This window comes from Amycolatopsis viridis, from assembly GCF_011758765.1.
Classification (GTDB): Bacteria; Actinomycetota; Actinomycetes; order Mycobacteriales; family Pseudonocardiaceae; genus Amycolatopsis_E; species Amycolatopsis_E viridis.
The window spans coordinates 3,340,758-3,367,262 of the sequence record NZ_JAANOU010000001.1; the positions used below are offsets into that span (position 1 = coordinate 3,340,758).

The following is a 26,505-nucleotide window of genomic DNA, read 5'->3' on the forward strand; positions in this document are numbered from 1 at the left end:
CGGCACCAGGGTGGTCAGAGGCGTTCGACGATGGTGACGTTGGCCTGACCGCCGCCCTCACACATCACCTGCAGGCCATAACGGCCACCACGGCGTTCCAGTTCGGCGATCATCGTGGTCATCAGCCGCGCGCCGGTGGCGCCGATCGGGTGGCCGAGCGCGATCCCGCCGCCGTTGACGTTGGTCCGCTCCAGGTCGGCACCGGTCTCCTTGGCCCACGCCAGCACGACCGACGCGAACGCCTCGTTGACCTCGAACAGGTCGATGTCGTCGACCGTCAGGCCGGTGCGCGCCAGCGCGTGCCGGGTCGCCGGGATGGGGCCGGTCAGCATCCACACCGGGTCCGCGCCCCGCACCGAGAGATGGTGGATGCGGGCGCGCGGCGTGAGACCGTGCTGCTCGACCGCCCGCGGCGACGCGATGAGCAGGGCGGCGGCCGCGTCGCTGATCTGCGAGGCCACCGCCGCGGTGATGCGCTTGCCGCCGGCGACCGGCGGCAGCGCGGCCATCTTCGCCAGGCTGGTGTCGCGCCGTGGCCCCTCGTCGGTACCGAACCCGTCGACCGGCGCGATCTCGCCGGTGAACCGGCCGGCGTCGATCGCCGCGATCGCCCGCCGGTGGCTCTCCAGCGCGTAGACCTCCATGTCCTCCCGGGAGATGTCCCAGTGCTCGGCGATCATCTCGGCGGCGCGGAACTGGGAGACCTCCTGATCGCCGTAGCGCTTCAGCCAGCCCGGCGATTCGGCGAACGGCGTGCTGAACCCGTACTGCTGCCCGACGAGCATCGCCGCCGAGATGGGGATCGCGGACATGTTCTGCACACCGCCCGCCACGATCAGGTCGGCGGTGCCGGAGAGCACCCCCTGCGCGGCGAAGTGCACCGCCTGCTGGCCCGACCCGCACTGCCGGTCGACGGTCACACCCGGCACGTGGTCGGGCAGCCCGGCCACCAGCCACGCTGTCCGCGCCACGTCCCCGGCCTGCGAGCCGATCGTGTCGCAGCAGCCGAAGATGACGTCGTCGACCGCTGCCGGGTCGATCCCGGTGCGGTCGACGAGCGCGCGGATCGCGTGCCCGCCCAGGTCGGCGGAGTGCTTCCCGGCCAGCGCGCCACCGCGCCGCCCGACGGGCGTGCGGACGGCGTCGACGATGTAGGCCTCGGACACGGTGTTCTCCTCAGGGGGACGATGGGATCACGGGTGCTGACTGCTGGCGGAGAGGACCTCGCCGGTCAGGTAGGAGGCGTAGTCGCTCGCGAGGAAGACCATCAGGTTCGCGATCTCCCACGGTTCGGCCGCGCGGCCGAACGCCTCACGGCTCTTGAGCTCGGCGAGCAGTTCCTCGCTGGTGACCTTGGCGAGGAACGGATGCATCGCGAGGCTGGGTGAGACCGCGTTGACGCGGACGCCGTGCGGCGCCAGGTCCATCGCGGCGCAGCGGGTCAGCGCCATCACACCGGCCTTGGCCGCGGCGTAGTGCGCCTGCCCCTCCTGTGCGCGCCAGCCCGCGATGGAAGCGTTGTTGACGATGACGCCCCCGCGGCCCGCGGCCACCATGCGCCGGCCCGCGGCCCGCACGCAGCGGAACGTGCCGGTGAGGGTCACGTCGAGGACCTGGTGCCACTGCTGGTCGGTCATCTCCAGGACCGAGGCGGTGCCGCCGAGACCGGCGTTGTTGATGACGACGTCCGCGCCGCCGAACCGCTCCGCCACGTCGAAGAGCGCCTCGACCTGCGCCTCGTCGGTCACGTCACACCGGATCGAGGCCACCCGGTCACCGCCGAACTCCCCGGCCAGCGCCTTTTCCGCCTCGGCGAGGCGGCGTTCGTGCGTGTCACTGACGACCACGGCCGCCGCCCCCTCCTCCAGGCAGCGGCGGGCGGCGGCCGCGCCGATGCCCGCGCCCGCGGCCGCGGTGATCACGACCGTGCGGCCGTCGAGCAGTCGGTGCGCGGGCGGGTAGTCCGGCGCGCGCTGTTCCTTCTTCGGTGTCGTCACGACAACTCCCTCGGGCTCCTCGGCGGGCCGGCTGGCCGCGGGTCCTGGCCAAGCATCGGCGGGCTCCCGTACAGTACCAAACCAAGCATTTGTTAGGGAGAGGATGTGGAGAGGCATGCCGAGCACACCGGATGAGCCGGTGGTCACCTACGAGCGCCGGGATGCGGTCGCCCTCGTGACCCTCAACCGCCCGGAGTACCGCAACGCGCAGAACTCGAAGATGACCTACGCCCTCGACGCGGCGTTCACGCGAGCGGTCGACGACGACGAGGTCAAGGTGATCGTGCTGGCCGGCAGCGGACGGCACTTCTGCGCCGGGCACGACATCGGTACCCCGGACCGGGACGCCGACGAGAGCTTCGAGCGCAAGGCCGTGATCTGGTGGGACCACACCGGCCGGGCGGGCGTGGACCGGCGGTTCGCCCGCGAGTCCGAGGTCTACCTGGGCATGTGCCGGCGGTGGCGGGAGATCCCGAAGCCGATGATCGCGATGGTGCAGGGCGCGTGCATCGCGGGCGGGCTCATGCTCGCGTGGTCGTGCGACTTCATCGTGGCCTCCGACGACGCGTTCTTCGCCGACCCCGTCGTGAAGATGGGCATCCCGGGCGTGGAGTTCTTCGCGCACCCGTGGGCGCTCAACCCCCGCGCGGCCAAGGAATTCCTCTACACCGGCGACCGGATGCCCGCCCGCCGCGCGTACGAGCTGGGCATGGTCAACCACGTCGTGGAGCGCGCCGAGCTGGAACCGCACACCCTGGCCCTGGCGGCGCGCATCAGCGCGATGCCCGCCTTCGGGCTCGCGCTGACCAAGCGAGCGGTCAACCAGGCCGAGGACCTGCAGGGCATGCGCGCCGGCATGGACTCCGTGTTCGGGTTGCACCACGCCGCCCACGCGCACAACGCGGAGGTCGGCGGCGACTCGCTGGCCGGCATGGACGCCCGCGCGATGCGGTCGGGCACGCGGCCCGGAGGCGGGTCGGCGTGAACCTCGACTTCACCGAACGCGAACTGGCGTTTCGCGACGAGGCACGGGACTGGCTCCGCGAGCACGTCCCGGCCGGGCCGATGCCACCGCTCGACACCGCCGAGGGGTTCGCCGCCCGCCGCGAGTGGGAGGCCACGCTCGCCGCGGCACGCTGGTCGGTCGTGGCCTGGCCGGAGAAGTACCACGGCCGGGACGCCTCGATGGTCGAGTGGGTGCTGTTCGAGGAGGAGTACTACCGCAGTGGCGCGCCCGTGCGGGCCGCCCAGAACGGCATCTCGCTGCTCGCGCCCATCATCTTCGAACACGGCACACCCGAGCAGCAGGACCGGTACCTGCCCGCGATGGCGGACGGCACCGAGATCTGGGCGCAGGCGTGGTCGGAGCCGGAGGCGGGCAGCGACCTCGCGTCGATCCGCAGCACCGCCACCCGGGACGAGGCCCGCGGCGGCTGGCTGCTCAACGGGCAGAAGACGTGGAGCTCGCGCGCCGCGTTCGCCGACCGGGCGTTCGGGCTGTTCCGGTCCGATCCCACGGCCGAACGGCACCGCGGGCTGACGTACTTCCTGTTCCCGCTCGACGCCGAGGGCCTGAGCATCCGGCCCATCCCCCAGCTCGACGGGCACCCCGGGTTCGCGGAGCTGTTCTTCGACGACGTGTTCGTGCCCGACGCGGACGTGCTCGGCGCGCCCGGAGACGGCTGGCGGGTCGCGATGAGCACCGCGGGCAACGAACGCGGGCTGTCGCTGCGCTCGCCCGGCCGGTTCTGCGCCGCCGCCGACCGGCTGCTGGCGCTGTGGCGCGAGCGCGGTGCCGAGCACCCGCACCTGCGCGACCGCGTGGTCGATGCCTGGCTCGCGGCGCAGGCCTACCGGCTGTACACGTGGGGCACCGTGACCCGGCTGACGGCCGGTGGCGACGTCGGCGCGCACGGCAGCGTCAACAAGCTGTTCTGGTCGCAGCTCGACGTGGGGTTGCACGAGGTGGCGCTCGACCTGCTCGGCCCCGAGTCGGAGTTGCGGGACGAGCCGTGGCTGGACGGGTACCTGTTCTCGCTGTCCGGCCCGATCTACGCGGGCACCAACGAGATCCAGCGCAACATCGTGGCCGAGCGCCTGCTCGGCCTGCCGAAGGGAGGCCGGGGCCGGTGAAGTTCGCCCTGAACGACGAGCAGCGCGACTTCGCGAAGTCGCTGGACGACCTCCTCGGCGCGGCCGACGTGCCCGCGGCGGCCCGCGCGTGGGGCGAGGGCGACCACGCGGCCGGCCGGAAGCTGTGGACGCGGCTGGCGGACCTGGGGGTGCACGGGCTGTGCGTGCCGGAGGACGCGGGCGGGCTCGGCGCGACCCCGGCGGACGTGGTGGTGGCGTTCGAGCAGCTGGGCCGCCACCTCGTGCCCGGCCCGCACGTCGAGTCGATCGTCGTGGCCCCCGTGGTGCTGGCCGCGGCCGACCCGGGCGCGCTCGAGCGGCTGGCTTCCGGCGAGCTGGTCGTGACGCTCGCCGCGCCGCCGCACACGCCCTACGCCCTGGACGCCGACATCGCCGATCTCGTGTTCCTCCTCGACGGGAGCACGCTGTGCACCGGGACCGCCGGGGCACTGCGCCGCTCGGTCGACACGGCACGCCGCCTGTTCCCGGTCAGCGCCGGCGAGCGCCTGGCCGCCCTGCCGGCGGACACCGTCGCTGCCGCGTTCGACGCGGCGGCGCTCGCGTGCTCCGCGCAGCTGCTGGGCGCGGGGGAACGCCTGCTGGCCGAGGCGGTGGAGTACGCGAAGGCGCGCCGGCAGTTCGGCCGGGCGATCGGCGAGTTCCAGGCGCTCAAGCACGCACTGGCCGACGTCCGCGTGGGCCTCGACTTCGCGCGGCCGCTGCTGTACGGCGCCGCGCTGTCGCTGGGCTCGGCCGATTCCGCGCGGGACACCTCGGCGGCGAAGGTCGCCGCGGCGGATGCCGCCTACCGAGCGGCGCGCACCGCCCTCCAGGTCCACGGCGCGATCGGCTACACGCTCGAACACGACCTCGGCCTGTGGATCACGAAGGTGCGCGCGCTCGTCTCCGCGTGGGGTACGACGTCCGTGCACCGCAAGCGGGTGCTGGCGGCGCTGAGCACGGCCTGACACCGGCGGACCGGCGCCCGCCTGCGCGGTGGGCGCCGGTCACCGGCCGGGCATCAGGGCGCGGTGAACCCGTCCAGGAACACGCGCGCGGTGTCGGCGGCGAGCTGCTCGATCCCGTACGCCTCGGACGGGTGGAACCAGCGGGGCGAGAGGAACACCGCGTCGCGGAGGAACCGGTGGAAGACGCGCGGGTTCACGTCCCGCCGGAACGCGCCCTCCTCGACGCCGAGCGTGATGGCCTCCTGCCACGTCTCGAAGATCCGCGTCGCGAGTTCCCGGGTCGGTGAGCACTGCTCGTGCGCGGCGAAATAGCCGCGGTTGCCCTGGTAGATCTCGCTCGCGTGGGGATGGTCCCGCGACGCCTCGAGCGAGTCCAGGATCAGCGCGTGCAACCGCGCCCGGCCGTCCACGGCGGAAGCCATCGTGATCTCGTACCGCTCGACGAGCGAGCGCAGGTACGCGGACACGATCTCGGACACCATGGTGTCCTTGGAGTCGAAGTAGTGGTACAGGCTCCCGGACAGGATCCCGGCGACCTCCGCGATGTCGCGCACGGTGCAGCCGCTGATCCCCTTCTGCGCGAACAGCGGCGCCGCCCGCCGGAGGATCTCGGTCCGGCGCTCCTGCCCGGCCACGGTCGGGCCCCTCACCGCGGCAGGACGAACGTCGCCCACGCCTGGACCGCGACGCCACCGGTCTGCCGGGTGCACACCAGGTCCAGGTCGACGTGCCACACGCCGTCCACCTCGTAGGTGCGGGCCACGCTGCCCGAGCAGGTGAGCGTGTCCCCGGCCCACACCTGTTCCCGGAAGCGGACACGGTAGCGGCGCACGTTCTCCGCGCCGAGCCAGTCGGTCGCCCAGGTGGCGAGCAGCCCGGCCTGGAACATGCCGACCGCGAACGGCTCGGTGAACCCGGCCGCGCGGGCGAAGCCCTCGTCGTGGTGGATCGGGTTCATGTCCCCGGAAGCGCCCTGGTAACGCACGAAGTCGGTGCGGGTCAGCGGTCCGTGGACCAGCGGTTCCGGCACCGTGAGGACGGGCTGGGTCACGACGTCTCCCCCGGGGTGCGGCCGGTCTCGACGCCGGTCATCTTCGCCTCCGCGACGAGCCGCCCGGTCTCGTCGCGGAACTCGGTGACCATGACGACGAACGTCATCACGCCGCCGCGCCTGCCCCGCTTCTCGTACATTTCGGTGATCTTCGACCGGCACCGCAACGACGTGCCGGCCACGGGCGGCTGCCCGTGGAACACGTACTCCTGCTCGGCGTGCATGCCGCGCTGCTGGTTGAGCTCGACCCGCTGCCACGCGTCGGCTCCGCCGTCCTGCCAGAAGAACTGGGTGGTGAGGAACGTCGGCGGGACCGGTGGCCGCTCGGCGTCGAGGTAGGCCGGGTTCGAGCTCCCGGTGGCGCGAGCGAACTCGCGGATCTTGCCGCGTTCGACGTCGAGCCGGAACGGCTCGCCCTCGTGTCCCACGGCTGCTGGATTGGCCATGTGTCTCCTCACGCCTCGCCGGTGTGCGTGTCCGGCAGGTTCCGCAGCACCTCGGTGGCCTGCGTCATGATCCGGTCGATCAGCTCGGCGCTGGAGGGCAGATCGTCGATCAGGCCGACGACCTGGCCGGTGGCCATCACACCGACGTCGTGCCTGCCCTCCAGCAGCGCGGTCCGGTAGAGCATCGGCGCGTTGGCCGCCATCACCACCTGGCTCCAGGACAGTCCGTGCGCCTTCCGCATCGCCAGGCCCTCGCGGACCATGTCGAGGTAGGGCGTGCCGGACATCTTCCGGAACGCGACGGCGTTGCGGGCCGCGCGCAGCAGGCGGCCGGGCCCGCTGGTGCGTTCGAGCGCCTCGATGGTCCGGCCGCGCAGAACCCGTTGCGGCACACCGTCGATCTGGGTGGTGAGCACCGTGTCGTCGACGGTCTTGCCGAGGTAGACCTCCTTGACCGCCTGCGCGACCGGCGAGTCCTTCGTCAGCAGGAAGCGCGTGCCCATGGCGATGCCGTCCGCGCCGTAGGCCAGCGCCGAGACCAGCCCGCGGCCGTCGAAGAAGCCGCCCGCGCCGATCACCACGATGTCCACCGCGTCGCACACCTGCGGCAGCAGCAGGCTCGTCGGTACCCCGCCGGTGTGCCCGCCGCCCTCGCCGCCCTGCACGATCACCGCGTCGGCGCCCCACGCGGCGACCTTTTCGGCGTGCCGCCGCGCCCCGATCGACGGGACCACGACCAGCCCGGCGTCCTTGCACCGGGCGATCAGCTCCGGTTTGGGCGCGAGTGCGAACGAGGCGACCTTGACGCCCTTGCGTGCCATCAAGTCGATGCGCTGCACGACGTCCGGCTGGTCGGCCCGGACGTTGACGCCGAAGGGCCGGTCGGTGCGTTCCCGCACGGCGTCGATCGCGGCGGACAGCTCCGCGTAGGACAGCAGCCCGGCCGAGAGGATGCCGAGCCCGCCCGCGGCGGCGGTGGCGGCCGTCAGGCGCGCGTCGGAGACGTACCCCATGCCGGTCTGCACGATCGGGTGCTCGACGCCGAACAGCTCCGTCGCGCGGGTGCGCAGCTTCGGGGTCACGCCGGCACCTCCTCGTCGCGCAGGCCGCGGGGGTCGAGCACGTCACGGATCAGCCGCAGTTCCTCCTCGGTGGGCAACCGCGTCTCGGGCACCTCGCCCTCGATCACGAGCGGGAACCCGGTCGCCGCGCACACCTCGTCCACCGTGACGCCGGGGTGGACCGACCGCAGCCGCATCGCCCCGCCCTCCGGCGCGAAATCGAACACGGCGAGGTTCGTCACCACCCGCCGCAGGTCGTGGTACCGGCGCGCGCCGGTCCCGGCGGCCGCGGCCGAGTCGTGCCCGACGCCCGACACGAGGTCGACCCGGGGCACGAACGCGCGCGGCGCGTGCTTGGGAACCCAGTAGCTCACCGGGTGCGTGACGGTGTTGCCCGGAGCGCCGCGCACCCCGATGAGCTGCACCTTCGGCCGCGCGTGGTCGCCGAGGGCGGAGATGTTCGTGTTGCCGTACCGGTCGATCTGGACGGGGATCATCATCGCGTGCCGCTTCCCGTGCCACACCAGGTCGAAGATCCGCCGGAACGGCGACCAGCCCTCGACGACACCGTCGGCCGGGGCGCCGACCGCCCACGTGCCGCGCACGAGCTGCGCCTCGCCGTCGGTGAGCAGCAGGTCCGGCGCGAAGGTGGCGCGCGCGAGCCGCACCCCGATCGCCGGGATCGTGCCGAAGGCGCTCGCCAGGATCTCCCCGTCGCCCCGGAACGCCTCCGCGCACGCGATGACGCACACCTCCGCTCTCGTCGCGTCCGTCATGCCGTCCTCGCTTCCGCGTCGCGGGCGTGCTCTGCGCCGCCCGAGAGGTACTCCCGCCGGAACTCCGCCCAGGCCTCGGGTGAGGCGGCGGAGGCGGCGTAGTCGTGCAGCGCCTGCGTGTCCACGTCGTAGTCGGGGACGCACGAGGTGAAGTGCGCGCCGCCCGGCGCCTCGACCACGCCGTCCACCACCAGCCGCTTGAGCACGAGCGTCGCCGGGTGGGCCTGCGCGGTCAGCTCCGCGGTGGGCACGATCCGCTCGCAGGAGACGAACGCCTGCTCGGCGGCGAGGCAGAACAGGTCGTCGAAGTACGGGTCGGGACCGAGGAACTGCGCGTTGCCGTGGACGTCGGCGCGGTTCATGTGGACGAGCGCGGCGTCGAGCGGGATCGCCGGCATCGCGATCAGCTCGTCCCCGCTGCCGTAGGGGTCGGCGACCGTGCGCAGGCCGGGGTTGCCCGACCACACCGACGACCCGAGGCCCGCCCGGGTGGGCAGGAAGGGCAGCCGGAGGCCGGCGGCGTAGAGGCCCCACTGGAGCATGCCCTCGTCGTACTCGGCGACCTCGATCTCGCCACGCTGCCGCGCGGCGCGGAAATGCGGGTCGAGCGGGACCGAGTCCAGCGTCACGAACCCGAAGACCAGCTTGCGGACCTTGCCCGCGGCACACAGCAACCCCACGTCGGGCCCGCCGTAGGACACGATCGTGAGATCGGTGAGGTCGGACCGGAGGATCTCCCGCACCAGTGCCATCGGCTTGCGCCGGGCGGCCCAGCCGCCGATTCCGATGGTCATGCCGGACCGAAGCCGGCCGACCACCTCGCGCGCAGACATTTGTTTGTCCGTCATCCACGAACTCCTGATTCCTCGGCCACCGTGCGAATTTCACCAAGCGCTTGCTTGATTCTAGACGCCGGGCGGTGGCCGTCAACACTTGATCCAAGCGATCGCTTGGTCTGGACAGCGGAGGCCGCCGGGGCGCACCCGGCGTCAGCGGGTGGTGAACACGAACCCCTCGTAGCCGTCCTCGCGGACCTCCTCGCACCGCTGCCGGTAGGCGCCCAGCCCGGCGACGTAGGGCATGAACCGGCGCGGTTTGCCGGGGATGTTCGCACCGAGGTACCACGAGTTCGCGCGCGGGAACAGCGTGGCGTCCGCGGCCTGCTGCACGTGGTCGGTCCACTTCACGGCGGCGTCGTCACGCACCTCGACCTGGGTGGCGCCGGCGCCGTCGGCGTGCTGGAGGAGGCCGACCAGCCAGTCGACCTGCTGCTCGGCCGTGAGCACCATGTTCGACAGCACCGACGGCGCACCCGGGCCGTTGACCGTGAACAGGTTCGGGAACCCGGGGATCTGCACGCCGAGGTAGGTGACCGGGCCGTCCGCCCACGCCTCGGTGATGCTCCTCCCGCGGGCACCGGTGATGTCGATGCGGGTCAGCGCACCGGTCATCGCGTCGAACCCGGTGGCGTAGACGAGCACGTCGAGCTCGTACAGCGCGGCCGTCGTCTCCACGCCCCGCGGGGTGATCCGGGTGATCGGCTCACGCCGCAGGTTGACCAGCGCGACCGTGTCCTTGTTGAACGTCTCGAAGTACCCGGAGTCGGTGCAGATCCGCTTGGTGCCGATCGGGTGGTCGGTCGGGATGAGATCCCGCGCGGTCACCGGGTCCCGCACGATCTCCCGGATCTTGCGCTCGGCGAATTCGCGCGCGTAGTCGTTGGCGGTGATGTCGGTGAACTGGTCGGGGAACGTCTTGCCGAACAGCACACCGCCGTTGCGCCAGCCGGCCTCCAGCGCGGCTTCCCGTTCCTCCGGGGTGCATTCGACGGCCCGCTTCGGGTAGGACTCGTGCGGCGACCCGCCGCCGCTCGCGCGCGCCTTGGCGCGACGAGCCGGGTACTCGGCGCGGATGCGCCGCTGGTCCTCGTCGGTCAGCGGCCGGTTCAGCGCGGGCACGCTGTAGTTCGCGGTGCGCTGGAACACCGTCAGCGAGTCCGCCTCACGCGCGAGGATGGGCACCGACTGGATCGCCGACGAGCCGGTGCCGATGACGCCGACCCGCTTGCCGGCCAGCGACGGGCCGGGTTCCGGCCAGCGTGCGGTGAAGTAGGTGTCACCGGCGAATTCGTCCGCACCGGGGATGTCGGGCCGGTTGGGCGCCGACAGCGAACCGGTCGCGAAGAGCAGGTAGCGCGCGCGGTGCTCCTCCCCGCCCGCCGTGCGCACCGTCCACCGCGATGCGTGCTCGTCGAAGCGGGCGGCGGTGACCCGGCGCTCCAGCAGGACGTGCCGGCGCAGGTCGAACCGGTCGGCGACGTGGTGGATGTAGGCGAGGATCTCCGGCTGGGTGGCGTACCGCTCGCTCCACACCCACTCGTTCTGGAGGTCCTCGTCGAAGGAGTACGAGTAGTCGACGCTCTCCACGTCGCAGCGGGCACCCGGGTAGCGGTTGAAGTACCAGGTGCCGCCGACGTCGGAACCGGCTTCGAGGCACACGACGTCGAGCCCGGCGCGGCGGAAGGCGTGCACCGCGTAGAGGCCGGCGAACCCGGCGCCGACGATCAGGACGTCGCGCACCGGATGGGGGGTGTTGCTGGTCAAGACGCTTCTCCTTGTGCTGTGGGGGCGTGCATCCGGTCCCGCAGGTCGTGCCACAGCAGGGCACGGGCCGACCGGGCGGCCTGGAGGGTCGCGATGGTGAGGAAGCCGTGGAACAGGCCCGGGTAGTGCCGGTGGGTCACCGGCACACCGTCGCGCGCGAGCGCGTCCGCGTACGCCCGGCCCTCGCTGGCGAGCGGGTCGAGGCCCGCGGTGACCACGATCGCGGGCGGGAGGCCGCGCAGGGTGTCCGCGGCGGACGGCACGATCCGGTGCCGCGGCTCCGGGATGCCGTCGCCGGGCAGGTACTGCCGCCAGTACCACTCCATGTGGGCCTTGGTGTTGCCGAAGCCGGTGGCGTAGCGGTGGTAGCTCTCGGTGTCGCAGGACGGGTCGAGCACCGGGTAGATCAGCACCTGCCCGGCCACCGCGGGACCGCCCTCGTCGCGGGCGGTGAGGCACGCGACCGCGGCGAGGTTGCCGCCCGCGCTGTCCCCGGCGACGAACACCCGCGCCGGATCACCGCCCAGCTCGGCGGCGTGCGCAGCGGCCCAGCGAAGCGCCGCGTACGCGTCGTCCGCGGCCGCGGGCGCCTTGTGCTCCGGCGCCAGCCGGTAGTCCACCGACACCACCACGGCCCCGGTGCCGGCGGACATCTCCCGGCAGAACCCGTCGTGCGACTCGATGTCGCAGAACACGAACCCGCCGCCGTGGCAGAACACGACCACCGGCCGCGGCTCGTCACCGGCGCGGTGCGGGAAGTACACGCGCACCGGCAGGTCACCACCCGGCCCGGCGAGCACGCGGTCCTCGGTGCGGGCCACGTCGTCGAGGTTGCGCACCGGCTGGCGCCGCGCGGCGATCGCAGCGCGTGCCTGCGCGCCGGTCATCTCCTCGATGGGCGGGAACCCGGTGTCGAGGGCCTGGATGACCGCGGAGACCTCCGCATCGAACACGTTGCTCCTCCCTCAGGCGGTCTGGCCGCCGTCGATCACGAACTCCTGACCGGTGCAGTAGCTCGACGCGTCGCTGGCGAGGAACGCGACGAGCGCGGCGACCTCCGCGGGCGTGCCGACGCGCGGGATCGGCTGGCCGGCGACGGCGCCGAGGCCGGACCGGGTGCGCTCGGAGATCATCGCCGTGTCGATCGCGCCGGGGCACACGCAGTTGACGCGGATGCCGAACTCGCCGAGCTCCTTGGCGGCCGACCGGCTGGCGCCGCGCAGTCCCCATTTCGACGCGCTGTACCCGAGCCCGCCGCCGAAGCCCATGACGGCCGCGGTGGACGCGATGTTGACGATCGACCCGCCGCGCTCGCGCATGAGCGGCAGGACCGCTTGCATGCCGAGGATGGGGCCGACGAGGTTGACGCCGAGGGTCCGGGTGAGGTACGCCTCGTCCATCGTCGCGAGCGGCGCCTTGCGGTAGTAGCCCGCGTTGTTGACGAGCACGTCGAGGCGGCCGAACTCGGCCCCGGTGCGGCGCACGGCCTCGGCCCACGCGGTCCTGCTGCTCACGTCGAGCGCCAGGGCGAGCGTCTTCGCGCCGAGTTCGGCCGCGACGGCTGCGACGGCGTTCTCGTCGAGGTCGGCCAGGACGACGTGCGCACCCAGGCGCGCCATGGTCCGGGCGTGCTCGGCGCCCTGTCCCTGCGCGGCCCCGGTGACGAACACGACCTTGTCCCGCAGATCCACCAGCTGCTCCGTCACGTTCCACATCCCTCGCGTCGTACCGATTGTCGAGCAAGCGCTTGGTGTGGAGACCATACACGCTCGCGGATCGCGGGGCGAGATTCGTGTCACCGGACGCCGCTTCGCCGCTCCCCGCGGCCGGCACCTGATCTACCTATCAATTGCTTGGTCACCCGGATACGATCCGCGGCATGGCCGGCAAGACGTTGACCCTCGACGAATTCGCCACGCGCGTCACGTCGGGGATGACCATCGGGATCGGCGGCTGGGGGTCGCGGCGCAAGCCGATGGCGCTCGTCCGCGCGCTCCTGCGCAGCCCCGTCACCGACCTGACGGTCGTGACACTCGGCGGACCGGAGGTGGGACTGCTCTGCGCCGCGGGCAAGGTGCGCAAGCTCGTGTACGGGTTCGTGTCGCTGGACAGCATCCCGCTCGACCCGCACTTCCGCGCCGCCCGCGAAAGCGGTGCGGTCGAGACCGCGGAGTACGACGAGGGCATGTTCGTGACCGGCCTGCGCGCGGCGGCGAACCGGCTGTCGTTCCTGCCCATCCGCGCCGGGCTCGGCTCCGACGTGCTGACGATGAACCCCGGGCTGCGGACGGTGGCCTCCCCCTACGCCGACGAGGAGTACGTGGCCATGCCCGCCCTGCCCCTGGACGTCGCGCTCGTGCACGTCAACCGGGCCGATCCCGTCGGCAACGTGCAGTACCTCGGCCCGGACCCCTACTTCGACGACCTGTACGCGATGGCCGCCGGAGCCTGCTACGTCAGCTGCGAGGAGATCGTCCCGACGGGCCGGCTGCTCGACCACGCGCCGGCGCAGACCCTGCTGTTCAGCCGGATGTACACGACCGGGGTCGTCGAGACCCCACGCGGGGCCCACTTCACCTCGTGCGTGCCCGACTACGACCGCGACGAGGCGTTCCAGGCCCACTACGCGGCCGCCGCGAAGGACCCCGAAGCGTGGCAGGGCTTCGCGCGGACGTTCCTCGACGGCGGCGAGCAGGACTACCAGGCGGCCGTGGCGCGCTTCCACGACCACGCGGCACCACGTCAGGAGTCCCGGGCATGACGGTCACCAGGGCGGAGATCTGCGCGGTCGCGTGCGCGGACGCGTGGCGCGACTCGGGCGAGGTGCTGGCCCACGCCGTCGGCGTCGTGCCCACCATCGGCGCACGGCTGGCCCGGCTCACCCACAACCCGGACCTCGTCCTGTCCGACGGCGAGGCGTTCCTCCTGGCCGGCCCGCCGCCGGCCGGTGCGACGGCGGAGGACGGCGGCGTGATCGAGGGCTGGATACCGTTCGGGCGGATCTTCGACATCGTCGCGAGCGGCCGCCGGCACAGCATGATGGGCGCGAGCCAGCTGGACCGGTACGGCAACCAGAACATCTCGCTCATCGGCGACTGGCGGCGGCCGAAGCGCCAGCTGATCGGCGTGCGCGGCGCGCCCGGCAACACGGTGAACCACCGCACGGACTACTGGGTGCCGCGGCACTCGGTGAAGGTCTTCGTCGACCGGGTGGACGTGGTGTGCGGCGTCGGCCACGACCGGGCGCGGGCAGGCGGCGCCGGGCGGTTCCACGACCTCGGAGTGGTGATCACCGACCTGGCGGTGCTGGACTACGACGCGGCGGGGCGGCTGCGGCTGCGCTCGGCGCACCCGGGGGTCGCAGTGGCGGACGTGGTCCGCAACACCGGGTTCGAGCTCGACACCACCGGCGCGACCACGACCCGGCTGCCGACCGCGGAGGAGCTGCGGCTGATCCGCGAGGTTCTCGATCCCGCAGGCAGCCGGGACCAGGAGGTTCGGCCTAGCTCGTGAGGAGACCGCCGTAGAGGACGTCGAGGTACTGCTTGGCCACCGCCTCCGGCTTGTACTTGCCGCGGGGGCGGTACCAGCGCACCGTGGACCACACGGTGTCGCGGATGAACCGGTACATCAGGTTCATGTCGACGTCCTCGCGGAACACCCCGGCCTTCTGACCGGCGAGCAGGACGCGCAGCCACGCCTTTTCGACCTGGCGGCTGCACTCGCCGACGTACTCGAAGCCCGGCTGCCGCAGCAGCGTGTCCACCTGGTTCTGGTAGAGCGCGACGGCGTGCGGGGTGGTCGAGATCGACTGGAACGATGCCGCGATCAGCTCGTCGAGGGCCTGGCGGGGGTCCTCGAACTCCCGCTCGATCCGGTTGAACCGGTCGAGCAGGTCGGTGAGGAACCCGCGCAGGATCTCGTCGAGCATCGCCTCCTTGGAGCTGAAGTGGTGGTAGAGGCTGCCGGAGAGAATGCCGGCCTCGTCCGCGATGTCGCGGACCGTGGTCTCGGCGTACCCGCGGGTGGCGAACAGCGCCGCGGCGATGCCGAGCAGTTCGTCCCGGCGGTCCGAGCCGCTGGTGCCGCCGGCCGGGCCCGCCGCACGTTTGGCGCTGCCCCGACGGGTCCTCGTCGCCATCTCGCTTCCCTCCCGCAGTCGCGAACTCCACACCAAGCGATTGGTTTTCCGAAGTTTGCCACAGTCGGGCCGGCACGGCTGGCACGACCTGCCCCGCGGGAGCGATCCGGGCGGTTTGGGTCTGGCCCCGCCGCACCCCCGCCGTTAGTATACCTAGCAAGCACTTGGTCGTTTTGGAGGAGAGCTGTGGGCACGGTGGACACCCCGATGACCATCCCCGGCCTCGTCGCCGAGGTGGCGCGCAGGCATCCCGACCAGCCGGCGGTCGTCGACGGGAACGTCCGGATCACCTACGCGCAGCTGGCCGAGCAGGTGACCGGCACGGCTCGCGCGTACGCGGAACGCGGGCTGCGCCGGGGCGACCGGGCCGCGGTCTGGGCCCCCAACCGGCTGGAGTTCGTGCTGGCCGTCCTCGGCGCGCAGACCATCGGCGCCGCGGTCGTGCCGCTGAACAGCCGGTACCGGGGTCACGAGGCCGCGACGATCCTCGCCCGGTCCCGCGCTGCCACACTCGTGCTCGCCGGCGGCTTCCTCGGCACCGACTTCCTGGGCATGCTCCGCGCCGCCGCCGCCGAGCTGCCGGGCCCGGCCGGGCACGGCCCGGTACCCGGCCTGCCGCACCTGCACACCGTGGTCGACCTGGGCGCCGCGACCTCCGACGGGGACGTGCTGTCCTGGGCCGGGTTCACCGAGGGCGGACGGGGCGTCGACGAGGACCGGTTCGCGGCCATGGTGGCCGCCGTCACGCCGGACGACATCTGCGACATCATGTTCACCTCGGGCACCACGGGGGTGCCCAAGGGGGTGCTGAGCGCGCAACGGCAGACGATCGACGTCGCCCGGATCTGGGCCGAGCGCGCCGGGCTGGGCACCGGCGACCGCTACGCCGTCGTCAACCCGCTCTTCCACGGTTTCGGCTACAAGGCGGGCATGATCGCCTCGCTCACCGCAGGCACCACGATCTACCCGGTCGCCGCGTTCGACAGCGAGGCACTGCTGGAGCTCATCCAGGCCGAGCGGATCTCCGTGCTGCCGGGCCCGCCGACGCTGTTCACGTCGCTGCTCGACCACCCGCGGCTGCACCAGTACGACACCTCGTCGCTGCGGTACTCGGTGGCCGGCGCGGCGACCGTGCCGCGATCGCTGTTCCGGCGGATGCGCGACGAGCTGGGGTTCGACTCGGTGAGCCAGGCGTACGGCCTGACCGAGGCCGTCGTCGTCACGCAGTCCCGGCCGGGCGAGGACCCGGAACACCTCGCCGAGACCACCGGCCCACCGGTCGAGGGCATGGAGGTGCGGATCGCCGACCCCGACGGCCGCGAGGTGCCGGCCGGCGAGGAGGGCGAGGTCCTGATCCGCGGTCGCAACGTCATGCTCGGCTACTTCGAGGACGAGCGCGCCACGGCTGCGGCGATCGACGCCGGCGGCTGGTTCCACAGCGGCGACATCGGCAGGGTCGACGAGCACGGATGCCTCCAGATCACCGACCGGATCAAGGACATGTTCACCGTCGGCGGGTTCAACGTCTACCCGGCGGAGGTGGAGAACGTGCTCGCGTCCCACCCGGACGTGTCGGAATCGGCCGTCGTCGCGAAACCGGACCCGCGGATGGGATCGGTGGCGCTCGCGTTCGTCGTGCCGCGCCGGAACGCCACCCCGAGCGTGGCGGAGCTGATCGAGTACTGCCGGGCGCGGCTGGCGAACTTCAAGGTGCCGCGCGAGATCGTGGTGCGCGCGGAGCTGCCGAAGAACGCCAGCGGCAAGATCCTCAAAACCGAACTGCGCGCCGCCCAGCGGGCGTGAGGCGGTTCTGGGCCGGCGGTCAGGCGCCGCCGGCCCAGAACTCCTGCCACGACCGCCACTTCTCCGGCAGCGTGGCCGAGTCGACCAGCGGGTTTCCCGGGAAGTGGAACCGGCCCCCGGCCTCGTTCGGGCCGTGCCGCACGTCGGCCGCGTAGAAGGGCTGCACGGTGCGGCTGCGGAACCGCCACCCCTCCGGCGTGCGCTCGTAGCGGTCCCAGTACTGCATCGGCATGACGATCCACTCGTCGCCGACCTCGTGCTCCGGACGGCAGTACACCACACCCGTGGCGTGGTCGGCGTCGGTGAACTCGATGACGTGGTTGCCGATCAGGTGGAACGTGACCCCGTACGGGCGCAGCACCGGGCCGAACCAGGCGGCGAGCGCCTCCCGACCGGTGCCACCGCCGGCGACGCGCACGTCGGGGACGAACAGCGACACGAGGCGATCGACGTCACGGGAGTCCAGCGCGAGCGCGTAGGTGCTCACGAGCCGGCGGATCTCCTCGATCGATTCCAGGCGGTCGAGCCGGTCGGCGACGGACATGCGCGCTCACCCCTCATCTCGGTGCGTGCTGCAGGAAGGCGGGCCACTCGCCCCCGCCGTCGACGTTGAGCACCGCGCCGGTGATGTGCGCGGCGAGGTCGGTGGCGAGCAGGAGGCACGCCTGCCCGACGTCGGCGGGCGTGGCGAAGACTCCGCGCGGGATGGTGGCGGCGATGCGCGCGACCTGCTCGGCGTCGCCGTAGTGATCGGTCGCGCCGGGCGTGGCGACGAGCCCGGCGCTGATCGCGTTGACCCGCACGCGCGGCGCCCACTCGACGGCGAGGCTGCGGGTGAGGCTCTCCAGCGCCGCCTTCGCCGCACCGTAGACCGCGGTGCCGGGACTCGCGCGGCGCGCGCTGATCGAGGTGATGTTGAGGACGACCCCGCCCTCGTCCTGCGCGCACATCACCGGGTGCACGGCGTGCGCGACGTAGGCCGCGCTGAGGAAGTTCAGCTCGACGATCCGGCGGTGGAACCGCGTGGAGGCGCCGGCGAACTCGCTGAACGGCGCTCCGCCGGCGTTGTTGACGACGATGTCGATGTGCCCGTGCCGCTCCGCGACCTCCTCGACCCAGCGGGCGATCTGCTGTTCGTCCCGGACGTCGACCCGGGTGTAGCCGGGCACCCCGTCCCGGTCGCTGCGGCCACACGTCTCGACGGCCGCGCCCGCGGCGCGGAAGGTCTCGACGATGCCGGCGCCCACGCCGCGCGCACCTCCCGTCACCAGAGCGACCTTGCCCGACAGGCCCAGTTCGATCGTCACTTCCCCGTCCCCCTTGCCGCTCGATTCGTCACCAACCTCCATCCTAGCGTGGAAAACCAAACAAATGCTAGGTTCGGTGAGGAGTCGATGACCTGGGAGGTCTTTCTGATGGAGTACGCCGTGATGGCGCCGGTGGCGGCGGGGGTGACCGCCCGTCCGGAGTGGATGGCGGGATTCGCCCGGCACGTCGAGGAATGCGGCTTCGATTCGATCGTCGCGGTCGAGCACACCGTGGTGGTGAACCGGTATTCCAGCGTCTACCCCTACGCCAGCTCGGGGAAGATGGAGCTGGCCGACGACTGTGACATCCCCGACCCGCTGGACCTGCTGATGTTCCTCGCCGCGCACACGAGCCGGGTCGAGCTCGCGACCGGCGTCCTCGTGCTCCCCAACCACCATCCCGTCGTGCTCGCCAAACGCGCCGCGACGCTCGATGCGCTCTCCGGCGGGCGGCTGCGGCTGTCCGTGGGTGTCGGCTGGATGCGGGAGGAGATCGAGGCCTGCGGTGCGGAGTTCGGCACCCGCGGGCGGCGCGCCGACGAGCAGATCGACGTACTGCGCCTGTTGTGGACTGACCGTTCCCCCACCGGAGCCGACCACGATGGGGAGTTCTTCACGTTCCGCGGTGCGATGACCTACCCGAAACCGGCGCGCCCCGGTGGCGTCCCGATCCACATCGGCGGGCACAGCCGGGCCGCCGCGCGGCGTGCCGGACGGCGCGGCGACGGGCTGCAGCCGATCGGGGTCGACGGCGAGCGGCTGCGGGAACTCCTCGACCTCATGCGCCGCGAGGCCGAGCTGGCCGGCCGTGATCCGGACGCCCTGGAAGTGACGCTCGGCCACTCGGTGCGGGCCGTCACCCCGGAGAAGGCCGGGGCGCTGGCAGCGCAGGGGGCGGACCGGCTGGTGCTGCAACCGTCCCCCAGCGACGACCTCTCCGCCGTGCGGGACGAACTGTCCGCGTGCGCGCAGCGACTCGGACTCGCGTCATGACGCTCACCACCGAGGATCGGATGGAACTCGCCGATCTCGTCGCGCGGTACGCCGCAGCCGTGGACGACCGGGACTTCGCCGCGGCCGCCGCGCTGTTCACCGAGGACGCCGTGCTCGCGATCCCGTCCCCGCCGGACGACCTGCGGCCCGTCGTCGTCCGCGACGGACGGGCGGCGATCGCGGAGGCGTTGCACGCCGTCGAGGCGTTCACCCGCACCCAGCACGCGCTGGTCGGCCAGGTCTTCGACGGCGGCCCCGGCGAGGCGAGCGGACGGCTGGCCGCGGTCGCCCACCACCTCGGCCCGGACCCCGCGGGCGATCAGGTGGTCGTCACGTGGTACTTGCGCTACCTCGACCGCTACCGCCGGACCGGCGACGGCTGGCGCTTCACCCGCCGGGAACTGCACCTGGACTGGGTCCAGACCTACACCCCGGACCGGTGGCAGGAACGAGCGCGGAGGGACCATGCCTGACCGGCCACGGGTCTGCGTCGTCACGGGCGGGGCGCTGGGCATCGGCGGTGCCGTCAGCCGCCGGTTCGCCGCGGCCGGCGACCTCGTCGTGCTCAACGACATCGACGCCGGCGCCGCGCGGGCCACGTGCCGCGACATCGAGGCCGCGGGCGGGCGGTGCGTGGTCGTCCCCGGCGACATCACCGAGGACGCGGTCGTGACCGCCACGGCGGAGGCCGCGCTGACCGCGGCAGGCGGCCGGGTCGACGTGCTGGTCAACAACGTCGGGGACTTCCGCCCGGTGGCGTGGACCTTCGACCGGTCCACCCCGGACCAGTGGCGGCGCCTGTACGAGCTGAACCTGCACCACGTGTTCACGATGACCCACGCGCTGCTGCCGGCGATGATCGGCCAGGGGCACGGCGCGATCGTGAACAACGCGACCGTGGAGGCGTTCCGCGGCATCCCGGGCAAGGCCGTCTACTCGGCGTTCAACGCGGGCGTCGTGGCGTTCACCCGCAGCCTCGCCGTCGAGGCCGGGCGGCACGGTGTGCGGGTCAACGCCATCGCCCCCGACCTCGCCGACACGCCGCAGACCCCCGCCGCGGCCATGCTGCGCGGCCGCGATCCGGAACTGATCCGGTCGTGGGTGCCGATGGGCCGGTTCGGCGACCCGGACGACTACGCCGCGGCGGTGTGGTTCCTCGCCTCCGACGAGGCGCGCTTCATCACCGGCCACACGCTGCCCGTCGACGGCGGCACGCTGGCCGCGTCCGGCTGGTACGGGCGCGCGGACGGCAAGGGGTGGACGAACCTGCCCGGCCGGCCCTGACACGAGGTGGTGCCCGGTTCCCGGGCACCACCTCGTGCCGGTCATTCCGCCGGGACCCGTCCGAAGTAGGCGTTGCGCAGGCGGTCGAGGTCGGTCAGCTCCGCCGCGGGCGAGGACAAGACCAGCCGGCCCATGTCGAGCACGACCACGTGATCGGCCACCCGGACCGACGCCTCGACCGCCTGCTCCACCAGCACGATCGCGAGCCCGGTCTCCTTGAGCTCGGCGACCCGCGCCATGACCTCGTTCACGATCACCGGCGCGAGACCGCCCGAGGGCTCGTCGAGCAGGAGCAGGGACGGGTTGGCCATGAGCGCCTGGCCGATCGCGAGCATCTGCTGCTGCCCGCCCGACATGCTGCCGGCCGGCAGTCCGCGCTTCTGCCCGAGCACGGGGAACAGCTCGTAGATCCACCCGGCCTCCCGCACCAGTGCGGACCGGCTCATCCGCCGGGTGTAGCCGCCCATCACGAGGTTCTGCTCGACCGTCAGGGAGTGGAAGACCCGCTTGCCTTCCTGCACGTACGCCATGCCGCGGCGCACGCGCTGGTGTGGCGCGGCCTTCGTGACGTCCTCCCCGGACAGCGTGACCGTGCCGCCGGTGACCTTGTTCAGGCCGGACACCGCCCGCAGCGTGGTGGTCTTGCCCGCCCCGTTGCGGCCGAGCAGCACGGTCAGCTGCCCCGGGTAGACGTCGAACGACACGTCCCACACGACCCGCAGGTCGCCGTACCCGGTGGCGAGGTTGCGCACCCGCAGCACCGGCTCCGCCGTCGTCATGCCTGCTCTCCCTGCGCTCCGGCGAGGTCGGCCTCGCCCTCGATCCCGAGGTACTCGCTCGCGACCCGCGGGTCGTTCTCGATGACCTCCGGCGGGCCGGAAGCCATCACCTGGCCGTGGGCGAGCACGACGATGTCGTCGGCGAGATCCAGCACGAGGCGGAAGTTGTGCTCCACGAGCACCACCGTGCCGCCCGCGTCCCGGATCCGCCGGATCAGCCCGGCGAGCCGCTCGATCTCGTCCTCGTCCAATCCGGACGCCGCCTCGTCGAGCAGCAGCACGCCACCGCCGCCGATGAGCGCCCGCACGACCTCCAGCAGCCGCCGCATGCCCAGCGGCAGCGACGCGGCCTCCACGTCACGCAGCCCGGTCATGCCCGCGAGGGCGAGCACGCGCTCCGCCTCCAGCCGGTCCTCGCGCCGCACCCGCCGGAAGCGGGGGCCGCGGAACACCGCGGACAGGATCGACGCGCGGTGCGCGGTGTAGCGGCCGGAGATGACCGCCTCCAGGACGGTGATGCCCTCGGGGATGTTCGGCGTCTGGAACGTCCGGGCCACCCCGGCGCGGGCCACCTCGTGCGGCGCCAGGCCGTGGATCTGCCTACGCCCCACCGAAATCGTGCCGGCGTCGGTGCGGTAGAAGCCGCACACCATGTTGAGCAGGGTGGTCTTGCCGGAGCCGTTGGGACCGATCAGCGCGGTGACCCGGCCCGGGCGCGCGTGCAGGGTGACGCCCTTGAGCGCCTGGTTGCCGCCGAACGCCTTCGACACATCCTCGACGGCGAGCGTGGCACCGCTGACCGGCGGCAACCCGGCATCCGCCGGCGCGGCGGGTCCGGACCGGACGTTCGCCGCCCGGTCCAGCCAGGTGACGAGCCGCTTGCCGAGGTTCGCGAGCCCGCCCTTGAGCAGCACCCCGCCGACGATCAGGAACACACCCGTGAACACGAGGGCGTACTGCTGGAACTCGGTGGCCTGGTTGGGCCCGAACTGCATGATCGCCGCGCCGACGACCGCGCCGTACACGCTCGCCGACCCGCCGAGGATCGAGGCCGCCAGCACGGTCGTGGCGAGCACGAACCCGAACCCCTCCGGCGAGATGTACAGGTCGACGTTCGCGAAGAGCGCACCGGCCAGACCGGCGGGGAGCGCACCGAGCGCGTAGGCGAGCAGCTTCATCCGGAACACCGAAATGCCCATCGACGACGCCAGCACCGGGCTTTGCTTGAGCACCCGGAACGCCACGCCGTGCCGGGACACCACGATGTTGCGCAGCACGCCGAACCACAGGATCGTCACCACGACGATCACCAGGTACAGGTCGTCGGTGGTGAGCGGCGTGCCGAGCAGCGTGGCCGGTTCGATGCCGCTGAGCCCGTTGCGCCCGCCGGTGGCGCCGGCGAAGATCGTCAGCAGGTCCGGGACGAGCAGCACGAGGAAGAACGACGTCATGGCCAGCGACCAGCTGCCCAGCCGGAGCCCGGGGACACCGGTGATCAGACCGACCAGCAACGCGACGACCCCACCCGCCAGCAGCTGCACGAGGATGTCCGTGACGCCGGCCTTGGACACGAGTCCCGCGGTGTAGGCGCCGGCCGCGTACATCGCGGCCTGTCCCACCGCCAGTTCGCCCGCGAACCCCAGGCTCAGGTTCAGCCCGCTCACGAGCAACGCGAGGATGCACGCGAGGGTGATCTGCCGCGAGAACGAGAAGCCGGGCCCGCCGAGCGGCAGCAGCGCGACGACGACACCGAGCGCGAGGGGCAGGACCCAGCTGGGCACCGCCCGCAGCGCTCGCCACACAGTCAGCATGTCAGACCGCCCTTTCCCGGGTACGGACGAACAGCCCGGCCGGACGGGCCATCAGGATGGTGATGAACACGGCGAACACGGCGATCGTCGCGAACTCGCCGCCGAAGTAGCGGCTCGCCAGCGCTTCCACGAGGCCCACGATCAGGCCGCCGACGAGGGTGCCCGGAATCGACCCGAACCCGCCGATCGCGAGCACCACGAACCCCTTGAGCGCCAGCGCCGTGCCGAGGGTCGCCACGGCGTAGGTCTCGGGTCCGACGAACAGGCCGAGCACCCCGGCGAGGGCGCCCGCGCAGGCGAACGAGCCGAACACCAGCCGTCGCACGTTCACCCCGCGCAGCATCGCGGCCTCGCGGTCTTCGGACATCCCGAGCAGCGCGAGTCCGAGGACGAAGCGCCTGCTGGCCCAGGTCAGCAGCAGGACCAGCAGCACCGCGACCACGACGAGCGCGAGCTCGACCGGGTAGGCCCGGCCGCCGAGGATCGTGAGCACCCCGTCGCCGCCGAAGAACGGGACGGGCAGCGGCTGGGTGCCCCAGATGAGCTGGGCGGCGCCGTCGAGCAGCACCGACGCGCCGAGGGTGGTGACCAGCACCGCGTGCGGGTCCTTCAGCGGCCGGATGGCGACCCGCTCCTCGATCGCGGCGACGACGAACACGACCGCGAGCGCCAGCAGCGCCACGATCGGCGCCGGGAGGTGCAGCGTCACCAGCCCGGTGTAGGCGACGAAGCTGCCGATCATGATCAGCTGCGCCTGCGCGAAGTTGAAGGTCTTCGACGAGATGAAGACGATGTTGTAGCCGATGGCGACGAACGCGTAGACCGCGCCCAGCGCGAGTCCACCGAAGATCAGGGTCATCGGAGCTCGAACCTTCCGCGTGGGAAAGGGGACTTCGCCCGCCCGTCCCGGCGGGACGGGCGGGCGAGGCGAACGGACGGGCCGGTCACGGCCGGAACTGGCCGCTGTCGAGCGGGCTGGGTTTGATGAAGACGAACGCATCCGCCGTGGCGTTCGGCGAGTGCGACGTGGCGCTGTAGTGGTAGTCGTGCAGGATGGCGGTTTTCGCCTTGGCCAGGACCTCCGGCTTCTCGATCGCCTTCGCGATCGCGCCGGGGTCGTCGGCCTTGCCCACGTCGGCGGCTGCCGCGGCCACCAGGGCAAGGGCGTCGTAGTTGTAGGCGTTGATCAGAGTGGACGGGATGACCCCGCCCTCGGCCTTGGCCTTCATCGCCGCCACGGCGGTGTTCACCGAGGTGTCGGCCGGGTCGTACACGGTGCTGTCGAAGACCTCCATCATGAGGTTCGCGACCTGGTCCGTGCCGAGCACGCCGTCCGGCGGAGGGGTCGACACCAGGCTGGTGGCGGACACCGCGGTGTCACCGAGCACCGGCACGGTCCAGCCGATCTTGGCAAGGCTTTTCAGCACGTAGCCGACGGGTGCGCCGTAAGCGGTCATGGCGATCGCGTCCGGTGCGGAGCCGCGCAGGTTCTGCAGCTGCGGCGTCATGTCGAGCGCCTTCGCGTCGAACTGCTGCTCCCCGACCACCTGCAGGCCGGCCGCGGTGAGGGCCTGGTGCATCTCCCGCACGAAGCTGGCGCCGTAGCTCGTGCTGCCGTAGAGGATGCCGATCTTCTGGTAGCCCTTCTCCTTCGCGTGGGCGATGAAGCCCTTCGCGTAGTCGGTGGGCGACGGTGAGAGGTCGAAGTTCAACGGGAACTTCCCCGGATCGGCGGACTCGTTGGTCGGGCCGATGTTGAACGAGAGGATCTTGTTCTGCTGCAGGATCGGCAGCGTCGCCGAGGCGATGACGGACGGGCCGGAGTTGAGGTAGAGGTCCGGCTTGCCCTTCGCGATCGCCTCCCGCAGTTTGGTCACCGCGGTCGTGGGGTCGCCCCCGTCGTCCACCACGGTCACCTCGATGCGGCGGCCCGCGATACCGCCCGTCTTGTTGATCTCGTCGGCGCTCGCCTGCGCCGAGATGACCGAGGTCTTGGAGTTCGTCGCGAGCACACCCTGGGCGCTCAGCCCACCGGTGACGAGCACCCGGTAAGGATCTCCGGCGCCGCCTCCCGAGGACGCGGTGCCACCGCAGCCCGCGAGCACCAGTGCAGCGCTGGAGACGACCGCGCCCAGCACGAGAACATGTCTGTTCATGACCCAACTTTCGACAGTGAAAGGGACAACCAAGCGCTTGCTACTTGGCAGGAGAGCGTAGATGAGCCCCATCACCCCGTCAAGCAAACCCGGCGGCCAAACTAGCAAGCGCTTGGCTAATACAAAGTCGCAGATCACGAGCGCTTCCGGTGCGGGATCCACCGGGTGCGGAGCGAGCTGAGCGCGAGGCCGGGAACGATCGGTGGACCAGCGGCGCAGGCTCCTCGCCGCCGCCGGAGCCCAGCGAACCGTCACGACGCGGAGCCACCCGGACACCCACGGCCGGACCGCTCCCCGCGGACTCCCGCACTCCGCGCTCCCGCCCGATCCCGGAGCCACGCGCACGAGCGTTGACCGGCGGCGGTGCACCACCTATTCTCACCAAGCGCTTGCTTGTCTCGATGGCCACGGAAGGCGGACGATGAAGGACTTCGACGGCAGGCCCGGTGCCGCAGTGGTGACCGGCGGGACGGGCGGGCTCGGCGCGGCGATCTGCCGCACGCTCGCGGCCCGCGGAAGCCGGATCGCACTGACGTATCACGGGAACCGGGAGCGCGCCGAAACCCTCGCGGCCGAACTCGCCGCCGACGGCCGCCCGGCGGTCGCCGACCGGCTCGACCTCACCGACGCCGCCGCGACTCACGCCTACCTCGACAGCGTCACCGAGCGCTTCGGCGCCGTGCACACCGTCGTGCACGCCGCCGGACCCCACATCCCCCAGATCCACTTGTCGGTGGTCGACCCGGACCGGTTCGCCCGCCACCTGGGCGGTGAGGCTGCGGCGTTCTTCAACCTCGCTCACGCCGCGCTGCCCGCCCTGCGGGCGAGCAAGGGCTCGATCGTCGCAGTCACCACCGCGGCCACCCGCCGCTACCCCGTCCGGGACGGGCTGTCCGCGGGCCCCAAAGGCGCCGTGGAAGCGACCGCGCGGGCGCTCGCCGCCGAGGAGGGCCGGTTCGGGGTGCGCGTCAACTGCGTCGGTCCCGGGATGCTCACCGACGGCATGGCCGCCGAACTGATGGCCAGCGGCGACCTCGACGAGCGGGCACTGGAGGTCACCCGCCGCAACATCCCGTTGCGCACCTTCGGCGGGGCGCAGGACATCGCGGAGGCCGTCTGTTTCCTCGCCTCCGACCGCGCCCGGTTCATCACCGGGCAGAAGCTCGACGTCGACGGCGGGTACGGCGTTTGACCAC

The 26,505-nt window shown here is 72.1% G+C and carries 28 protein-coding genes; 10 read left to right on the forward strand and 18 right to left on the reverse strand.

Translation table 11 applies throughout. From position 1 onward, the window contains the following. Window positions 1-14: 14 nt before the first annotated feature. Window positions 15-1,166, reverse strand: a complete 1,152-nt coding sequence (locus FHX46_RS16605) for an acetyl-CoA C-acetyltransferase (RefSeq protein ID WP_167115589.1) — start codon at window positions 1,164-1,166, stop codon at window positions 15-17. Between the two features lie 27 nt (window positions 1,167-1,193). Continuing rightward, window positions 1,194-1,997, reverse strand: a complete 804-nt coding sequence (locus FHX46_RS16610) for an SDR family oxidoreductase (protein WP_313886161.1) — start codon at window positions 1,995-1,997, stop codon at window positions 1,194-1,196. A 115-nt stretch (window positions 1,998-2,112) separates the two neighbouring features. Between FHX46_RS16610 and FHX46_RS16615 the strand changes: the two genes are divergently transcribed. The 3 genes from FHX46_RS16615 to FHX46_RS16625 are packed head-to-tail and all read left to right on the forward strand — an operon-like array spanning window position 2,113 to window position 5,098. After that, window positions 2,113-2,982 carry an enoyl-CoA hydratase gene (locus FHX46_RS16615; RefSeq protein ID WP_167115595.1) on the forward strand — a complete coding sequence of 290 codons (870 nt, stop codon included), beginning with the start codon at window positions 2,113-2,115 and terminating at the stop codon, window positions 2,980-2,982. Then, complete coding sequence (locus FHX46_RS16620; RefSeq protein ID WP_167115598.1) at window positions 2,979-4,130, forward strand: acyl-CoA dehydrogenase family protein; 1,152 nt, start codon at window positions 2,979-2,981, stop codon at window positions 4,128-4,130. Before FHX46_RS16615 ends, FHX46_RS16620 begins: the two co-directional genes overlap by 4 nt. Continuing rightward, the gene (locus FHX46_RS16625; RefSeq protein ID WP_167115601.1) at window positions 4,127-5,098 is read left to right on the forward strand and encodes an acyl-CoA dehydrogenase family protein; all 972 of its coding nucleotides are present in this window, start codon (window positions 4,127-4,129) and stop codon (window positions 5,096-5,098) included. Before FHX46_RS16620 ends, FHX46_RS16625 begins: the two co-directional genes overlap by 4 nt. 53 nt (window positions 5,099-5,151) lie before the next feature. Here FHX46_RS16625 and FHX46_RS29040 read toward each other — a convergent pair whose 3' ends face one another. The 9 genes from FHX46_RS29040 to FHX46_RS16670 all read right to left on the reverse strand — a co-directional run bounded on the left by FHX46_RS29040 (window position 5,152) and on the right by FHX46_RS16670 (window position 12,741). Continuing rightward, complete coding sequence (locus FHX46_RS29040; RefSeq protein ID WP_167115604.1) at window positions 5,152-5,748, reverse strand: TetR/AcrR family transcriptional regulator; 597 nt, start codon at window positions 5,746-5,748, stop codon at window positions 5,152-5,154. Continuing rightward, a complete protein-coding gene (locus FHX46_RS16635) occupies window positions 5,745-6,149 on the reverse strand; it encodes a MaoC/PaaZ C-terminal domain-containing protein (RefSeq protein ID WP_167115608.1) in 405 nt (134 codons plus the stop codon). The genes FHX46_RS29040 and FHX46_RS16635 overlap by 4 nt, the downstream gene beginning before the upstream one ends. Continuing rightward, complete coding sequence (locus FHX46_RS16640) at window positions 6,146-6,595, reverse strand: FAS1-like dehydratase domain-containing protein (RefSeq protein ID WP_167096661.1); 450 nt, start codon at window positions 6,593-6,595, stop codon at window positions 6,146-6,148. Before FHX46_RS16640 ends, FHX46_RS16635 begins: the two co-directional genes overlap by 4 nt. Before the next feature lie 8 nt (window positions 6,596-6,603). After that, complete coding sequence (locus FHX46_RS16645; protein ID WP_208401339.1) at window positions 6,604-7,665, reverse strand: NAD(P)H-dependent flavin oxidoreductase; 1,062 nt, start codon at window positions 7,663-7,665, stop codon at window positions 6,604-6,606. An 8-nt stretch (window positions 7,666-7,673) separates the two neighbouring features. Next, a complete protein-coding gene (locus FHX46_RS16650) occupies window positions 7,674-8,432 on the reverse strand; it encodes a CoA-transferase subunit beta (protein ID WP_167115614.1) in 759 nt (252 codons plus the stop codon). Continuing rightward, a complete protein-coding gene (locus FHX46_RS16655; RefSeq protein ID WP_167115617.1) occupies window positions 8,429-9,280 on the reverse strand; it encodes a CoA transferase subunit A in 852 nt (283 codons plus the stop codon). Before FHX46_RS16655 ends, FHX46_RS16650 begins: the two co-directional genes overlap by 4 nt. A 141-nt stretch (window positions 9,281-9,421) precedes the next feature. After that, window positions 9,422-11,035 (reverse strand): flavin-containing monooxygenase, encoded by a 1,614-nt coding sequence (locus FHX46_RS16660; RefSeq protein WP_167115620.1) that lies wholly within the window; start codon window positions 11,033-11,035, stop codon window positions 9,422-9,424. Next, a complete protein-coding gene (locus FHX46_RS16665) occupies window positions 11,032-11,988 on the reverse strand; it encodes an alpha/beta hydrolase (RefSeq protein ID WP_313886162.1) in 957 nt (318 codons plus the stop codon). Before FHX46_RS16665 ends, FHX46_RS16660 begins: the two co-directional genes overlap by 4 nt. Before the next feature lie 12 nt (window positions 11,989-12,000). Next, window positions 12,001-12,741 (reverse strand): SDR family NAD(P)-dependent oxidoreductase, encoded by a 741-nt coding sequence (locus FHX46_RS16670; RefSeq protein ID WP_313886163.1) that lies wholly within the window; start codon window positions 12,739-12,741, stop codon window positions 12,001-12,003. A gap of 173 nt (window positions 12,742-12,914) precedes the next feature. On the opposite strand from FHX46_RS16670, the gene FHX46_RS16675 reads away from it, so the two are divergent. Both FHX46_RS16675 and FHX46_RS16680 read left to right on the forward strand, forming a co-directional pair. Further along, complete coding sequence (locus tag FHX46_RS16675) at window positions 12,915-13,796, forward strand: CoA transferase subunit A (RefSeq protein WP_167115626.1); 882 nt, start codon at window positions 12,915-12,917, stop codon at window positions 13,794-13,796. Next, complete coding sequence (locus tag FHX46_RS16680; protein WP_167115629.1) at window positions 13,793-14,548, forward strand: CoA-transferase subunit beta; 756 nt, start codon at window positions 13,793-13,795, stop codon at window positions 14,546-14,548. Before FHX46_RS16675 ends, FHX46_RS16680 begins: the two co-directional genes overlap by 4 nt. Here FHX46_RS16680 and FHX46_RS16685 read toward each other — a convergent pair. Further along, window positions 14,538-15,176, reverse strand: coding sequence for a TetR/AcrR family transcriptional regulator (locus tag FHX46_RS16685; RefSeq protein ID WP_167115633.1), 639 nt, complete (start codon window positions 15,174-15,176; stop codon window positions 14,538-14,540). The genes FHX46_RS16680 and FHX46_RS16685 overlap by 11 nt on opposite strands. Before the next feature lie 186 nt (window positions 15,177-15,362). Between FHX46_RS16685 and FHX46_RS16690 the strand changes: the two genes are divergently transcribed. After that, the gene (locus FHX46_RS16690) at window positions 15,363-16,979 is read left to right on the forward strand and encodes an AMP-binding protein (protein WP_313886164.1); all 1,617 of its coding nucleotides are present in this window, start codon (window positions 15,363-15,365) and stop codon (window positions 16,977-16,979) included. Window positions 16,980-16,998: 19 nt separating this feature from the next. Here FHX46_RS16690 and FHX46_RS16695 read toward each other — a convergent pair whose 3' ends face one another. Together FHX46_RS16695 and FHX46_RS16700 are read right to left on the reverse strand one after the other, a co-directional pair. After that, window positions 16,999-17,523 (reverse strand): nuclear transport factor 2 family protein, encoded by a 525-nt coding sequence (locus FHX46_RS16695; RefSeq protein WP_167115639.1) that lies wholly within the window; start codon window positions 17,521-17,523, stop codon window positions 16,999-17,001. Window positions 17,524-17,536: 13 nt separating this feature from the next. After that, window positions 17,537-18,286: an SDR family oxidoreductase gene (locus tag FHX46_RS16700; protein ID WP_313886165.1), complete on the reverse strand. Its 750-nt coding sequence runs from the start codon at window positions 18,284-18,286 to the stop codon at window positions 17,537-17,539. A gap of 87 nt (window positions 18,287-18,373) precedes the next feature. On the opposite strand from FHX46_RS16700, the gene FHX46_RS16705 reads away from it, so the two are divergent. Genes FHX46_RS16705 through FHX46_RS16715 form a run of 3 tightly spaced genes read left to right on the forward strand, consistent with a single transcriptional unit; the run spans window position 18,374 to window position 20,563 of the window. Next, window positions 18,374-19,279: an LLM class F420-dependent oxidoreductase gene (locus tag FHX46_RS16705; protein WP_243871288.1), complete on the forward strand. Its 906-nt coding sequence runs from the start codon at window positions 18,374-18,376 to the stop codon at window positions 19,277-19,279. Beyond that, window positions 19,276-19,752: a nuclear transport factor 2 family protein gene (locus FHX46_RS16710; RefSeq protein WP_167115645.1), complete on the forward strand. Its 477-nt coding sequence runs from the start codon at window positions 19,276-19,278 to the stop codon at window positions 19,750-19,752. The genes FHX46_RS16705 and FHX46_RS16710 overlap by 4 nt, the downstream gene beginning before the upstream one ends. Continuing rightward, window positions 19,745-20,563 carry an SDR family NAD(P)-dependent oxidoreductase gene (locus tag FHX46_RS16715; protein ID WP_167115646.1) on the forward strand — a complete coding sequence of 273 codons (819 nt, stop codon included), beginning with the start codon at window positions 19,745-19,747 and terminating at the stop codon, window positions 20,561-20,563. Before FHX46_RS16710 ends, FHX46_RS16715 begins: the two co-directional genes overlap by 8 nt. Window positions 20,564-20,604: 41 nt before the next feature. On the opposite strand, the gene FHX46_RS16720 is transcribed toward FHX46_RS16715, so the two are convergent. From FHX46_RS16720 to FHX46_RS16735, 4 genes are all read right to left on the reverse strand, one after another. Next, window positions 20,605-21,342 (reverse strand): ABC transporter ATP-binding protein, encoded by a 738-nt coding sequence (locus tag FHX46_RS16720; protein ID WP_167115648.1) that lies wholly within the window; start codon window positions 21,340-21,342, stop codon window positions 20,605-20,607. Then, window positions 21,339-23,153, reverse strand: coding sequence for a branched-chain amino acid ABC transporter ATP-binding protein/permease (locus FHX46_RS16725; protein WP_208400173.1), 1,815 nt, complete (start codon window positions 23,151-23,153; stop codon window positions 21,339-21,341). The genes FHX46_RS16720 and FHX46_RS16725 overlap by 4 nt, the downstream gene beginning before the upstream one ends. Before the next feature lies 1 nt (window position 23,154). Then, window positions 23,155-24,012 carry a branched-chain amino acid ABC transporter permease gene (locus FHX46_RS16730; RefSeq protein WP_167115653.1) on the reverse strand — a complete coding sequence of 286 codons (858 nt, stop codon included), beginning with the start codon at window positions 24,010-24,012 and terminating at the stop codon, window positions 23,155-23,157. Between the two features lie 85 nt (window positions 24,013-24,097). Beyond that, window positions 24,098-25,309, reverse strand: coding sequence for an ABC transporter substrate-binding protein (locus FHX46_RS16735; protein ID WP_167115662.1), 1,212 nt, complete (start codon window positions 25,307-25,309; stop codon window positions 24,098-24,100). A 421-nt stretch (window positions 25,310-25,730) separates the two neighbouring features. Here FHX46_RS16735 and FHX46_RS16740 point away from each other — a divergent pair, with 421 nt between their 5' ends. Next, window positions 25,731-26,501, forward strand: coding sequence for an SDR family NAD(P)-dependent oxidoreductase (locus FHX46_RS16740; RefSeq protein WP_167115664.1), 771 nt, complete (start codon window positions 25,731-25,733; stop codon window positions 26,499-26,501). Window positions 26,502-26,505: the final 4 nt, after the last annotated feature.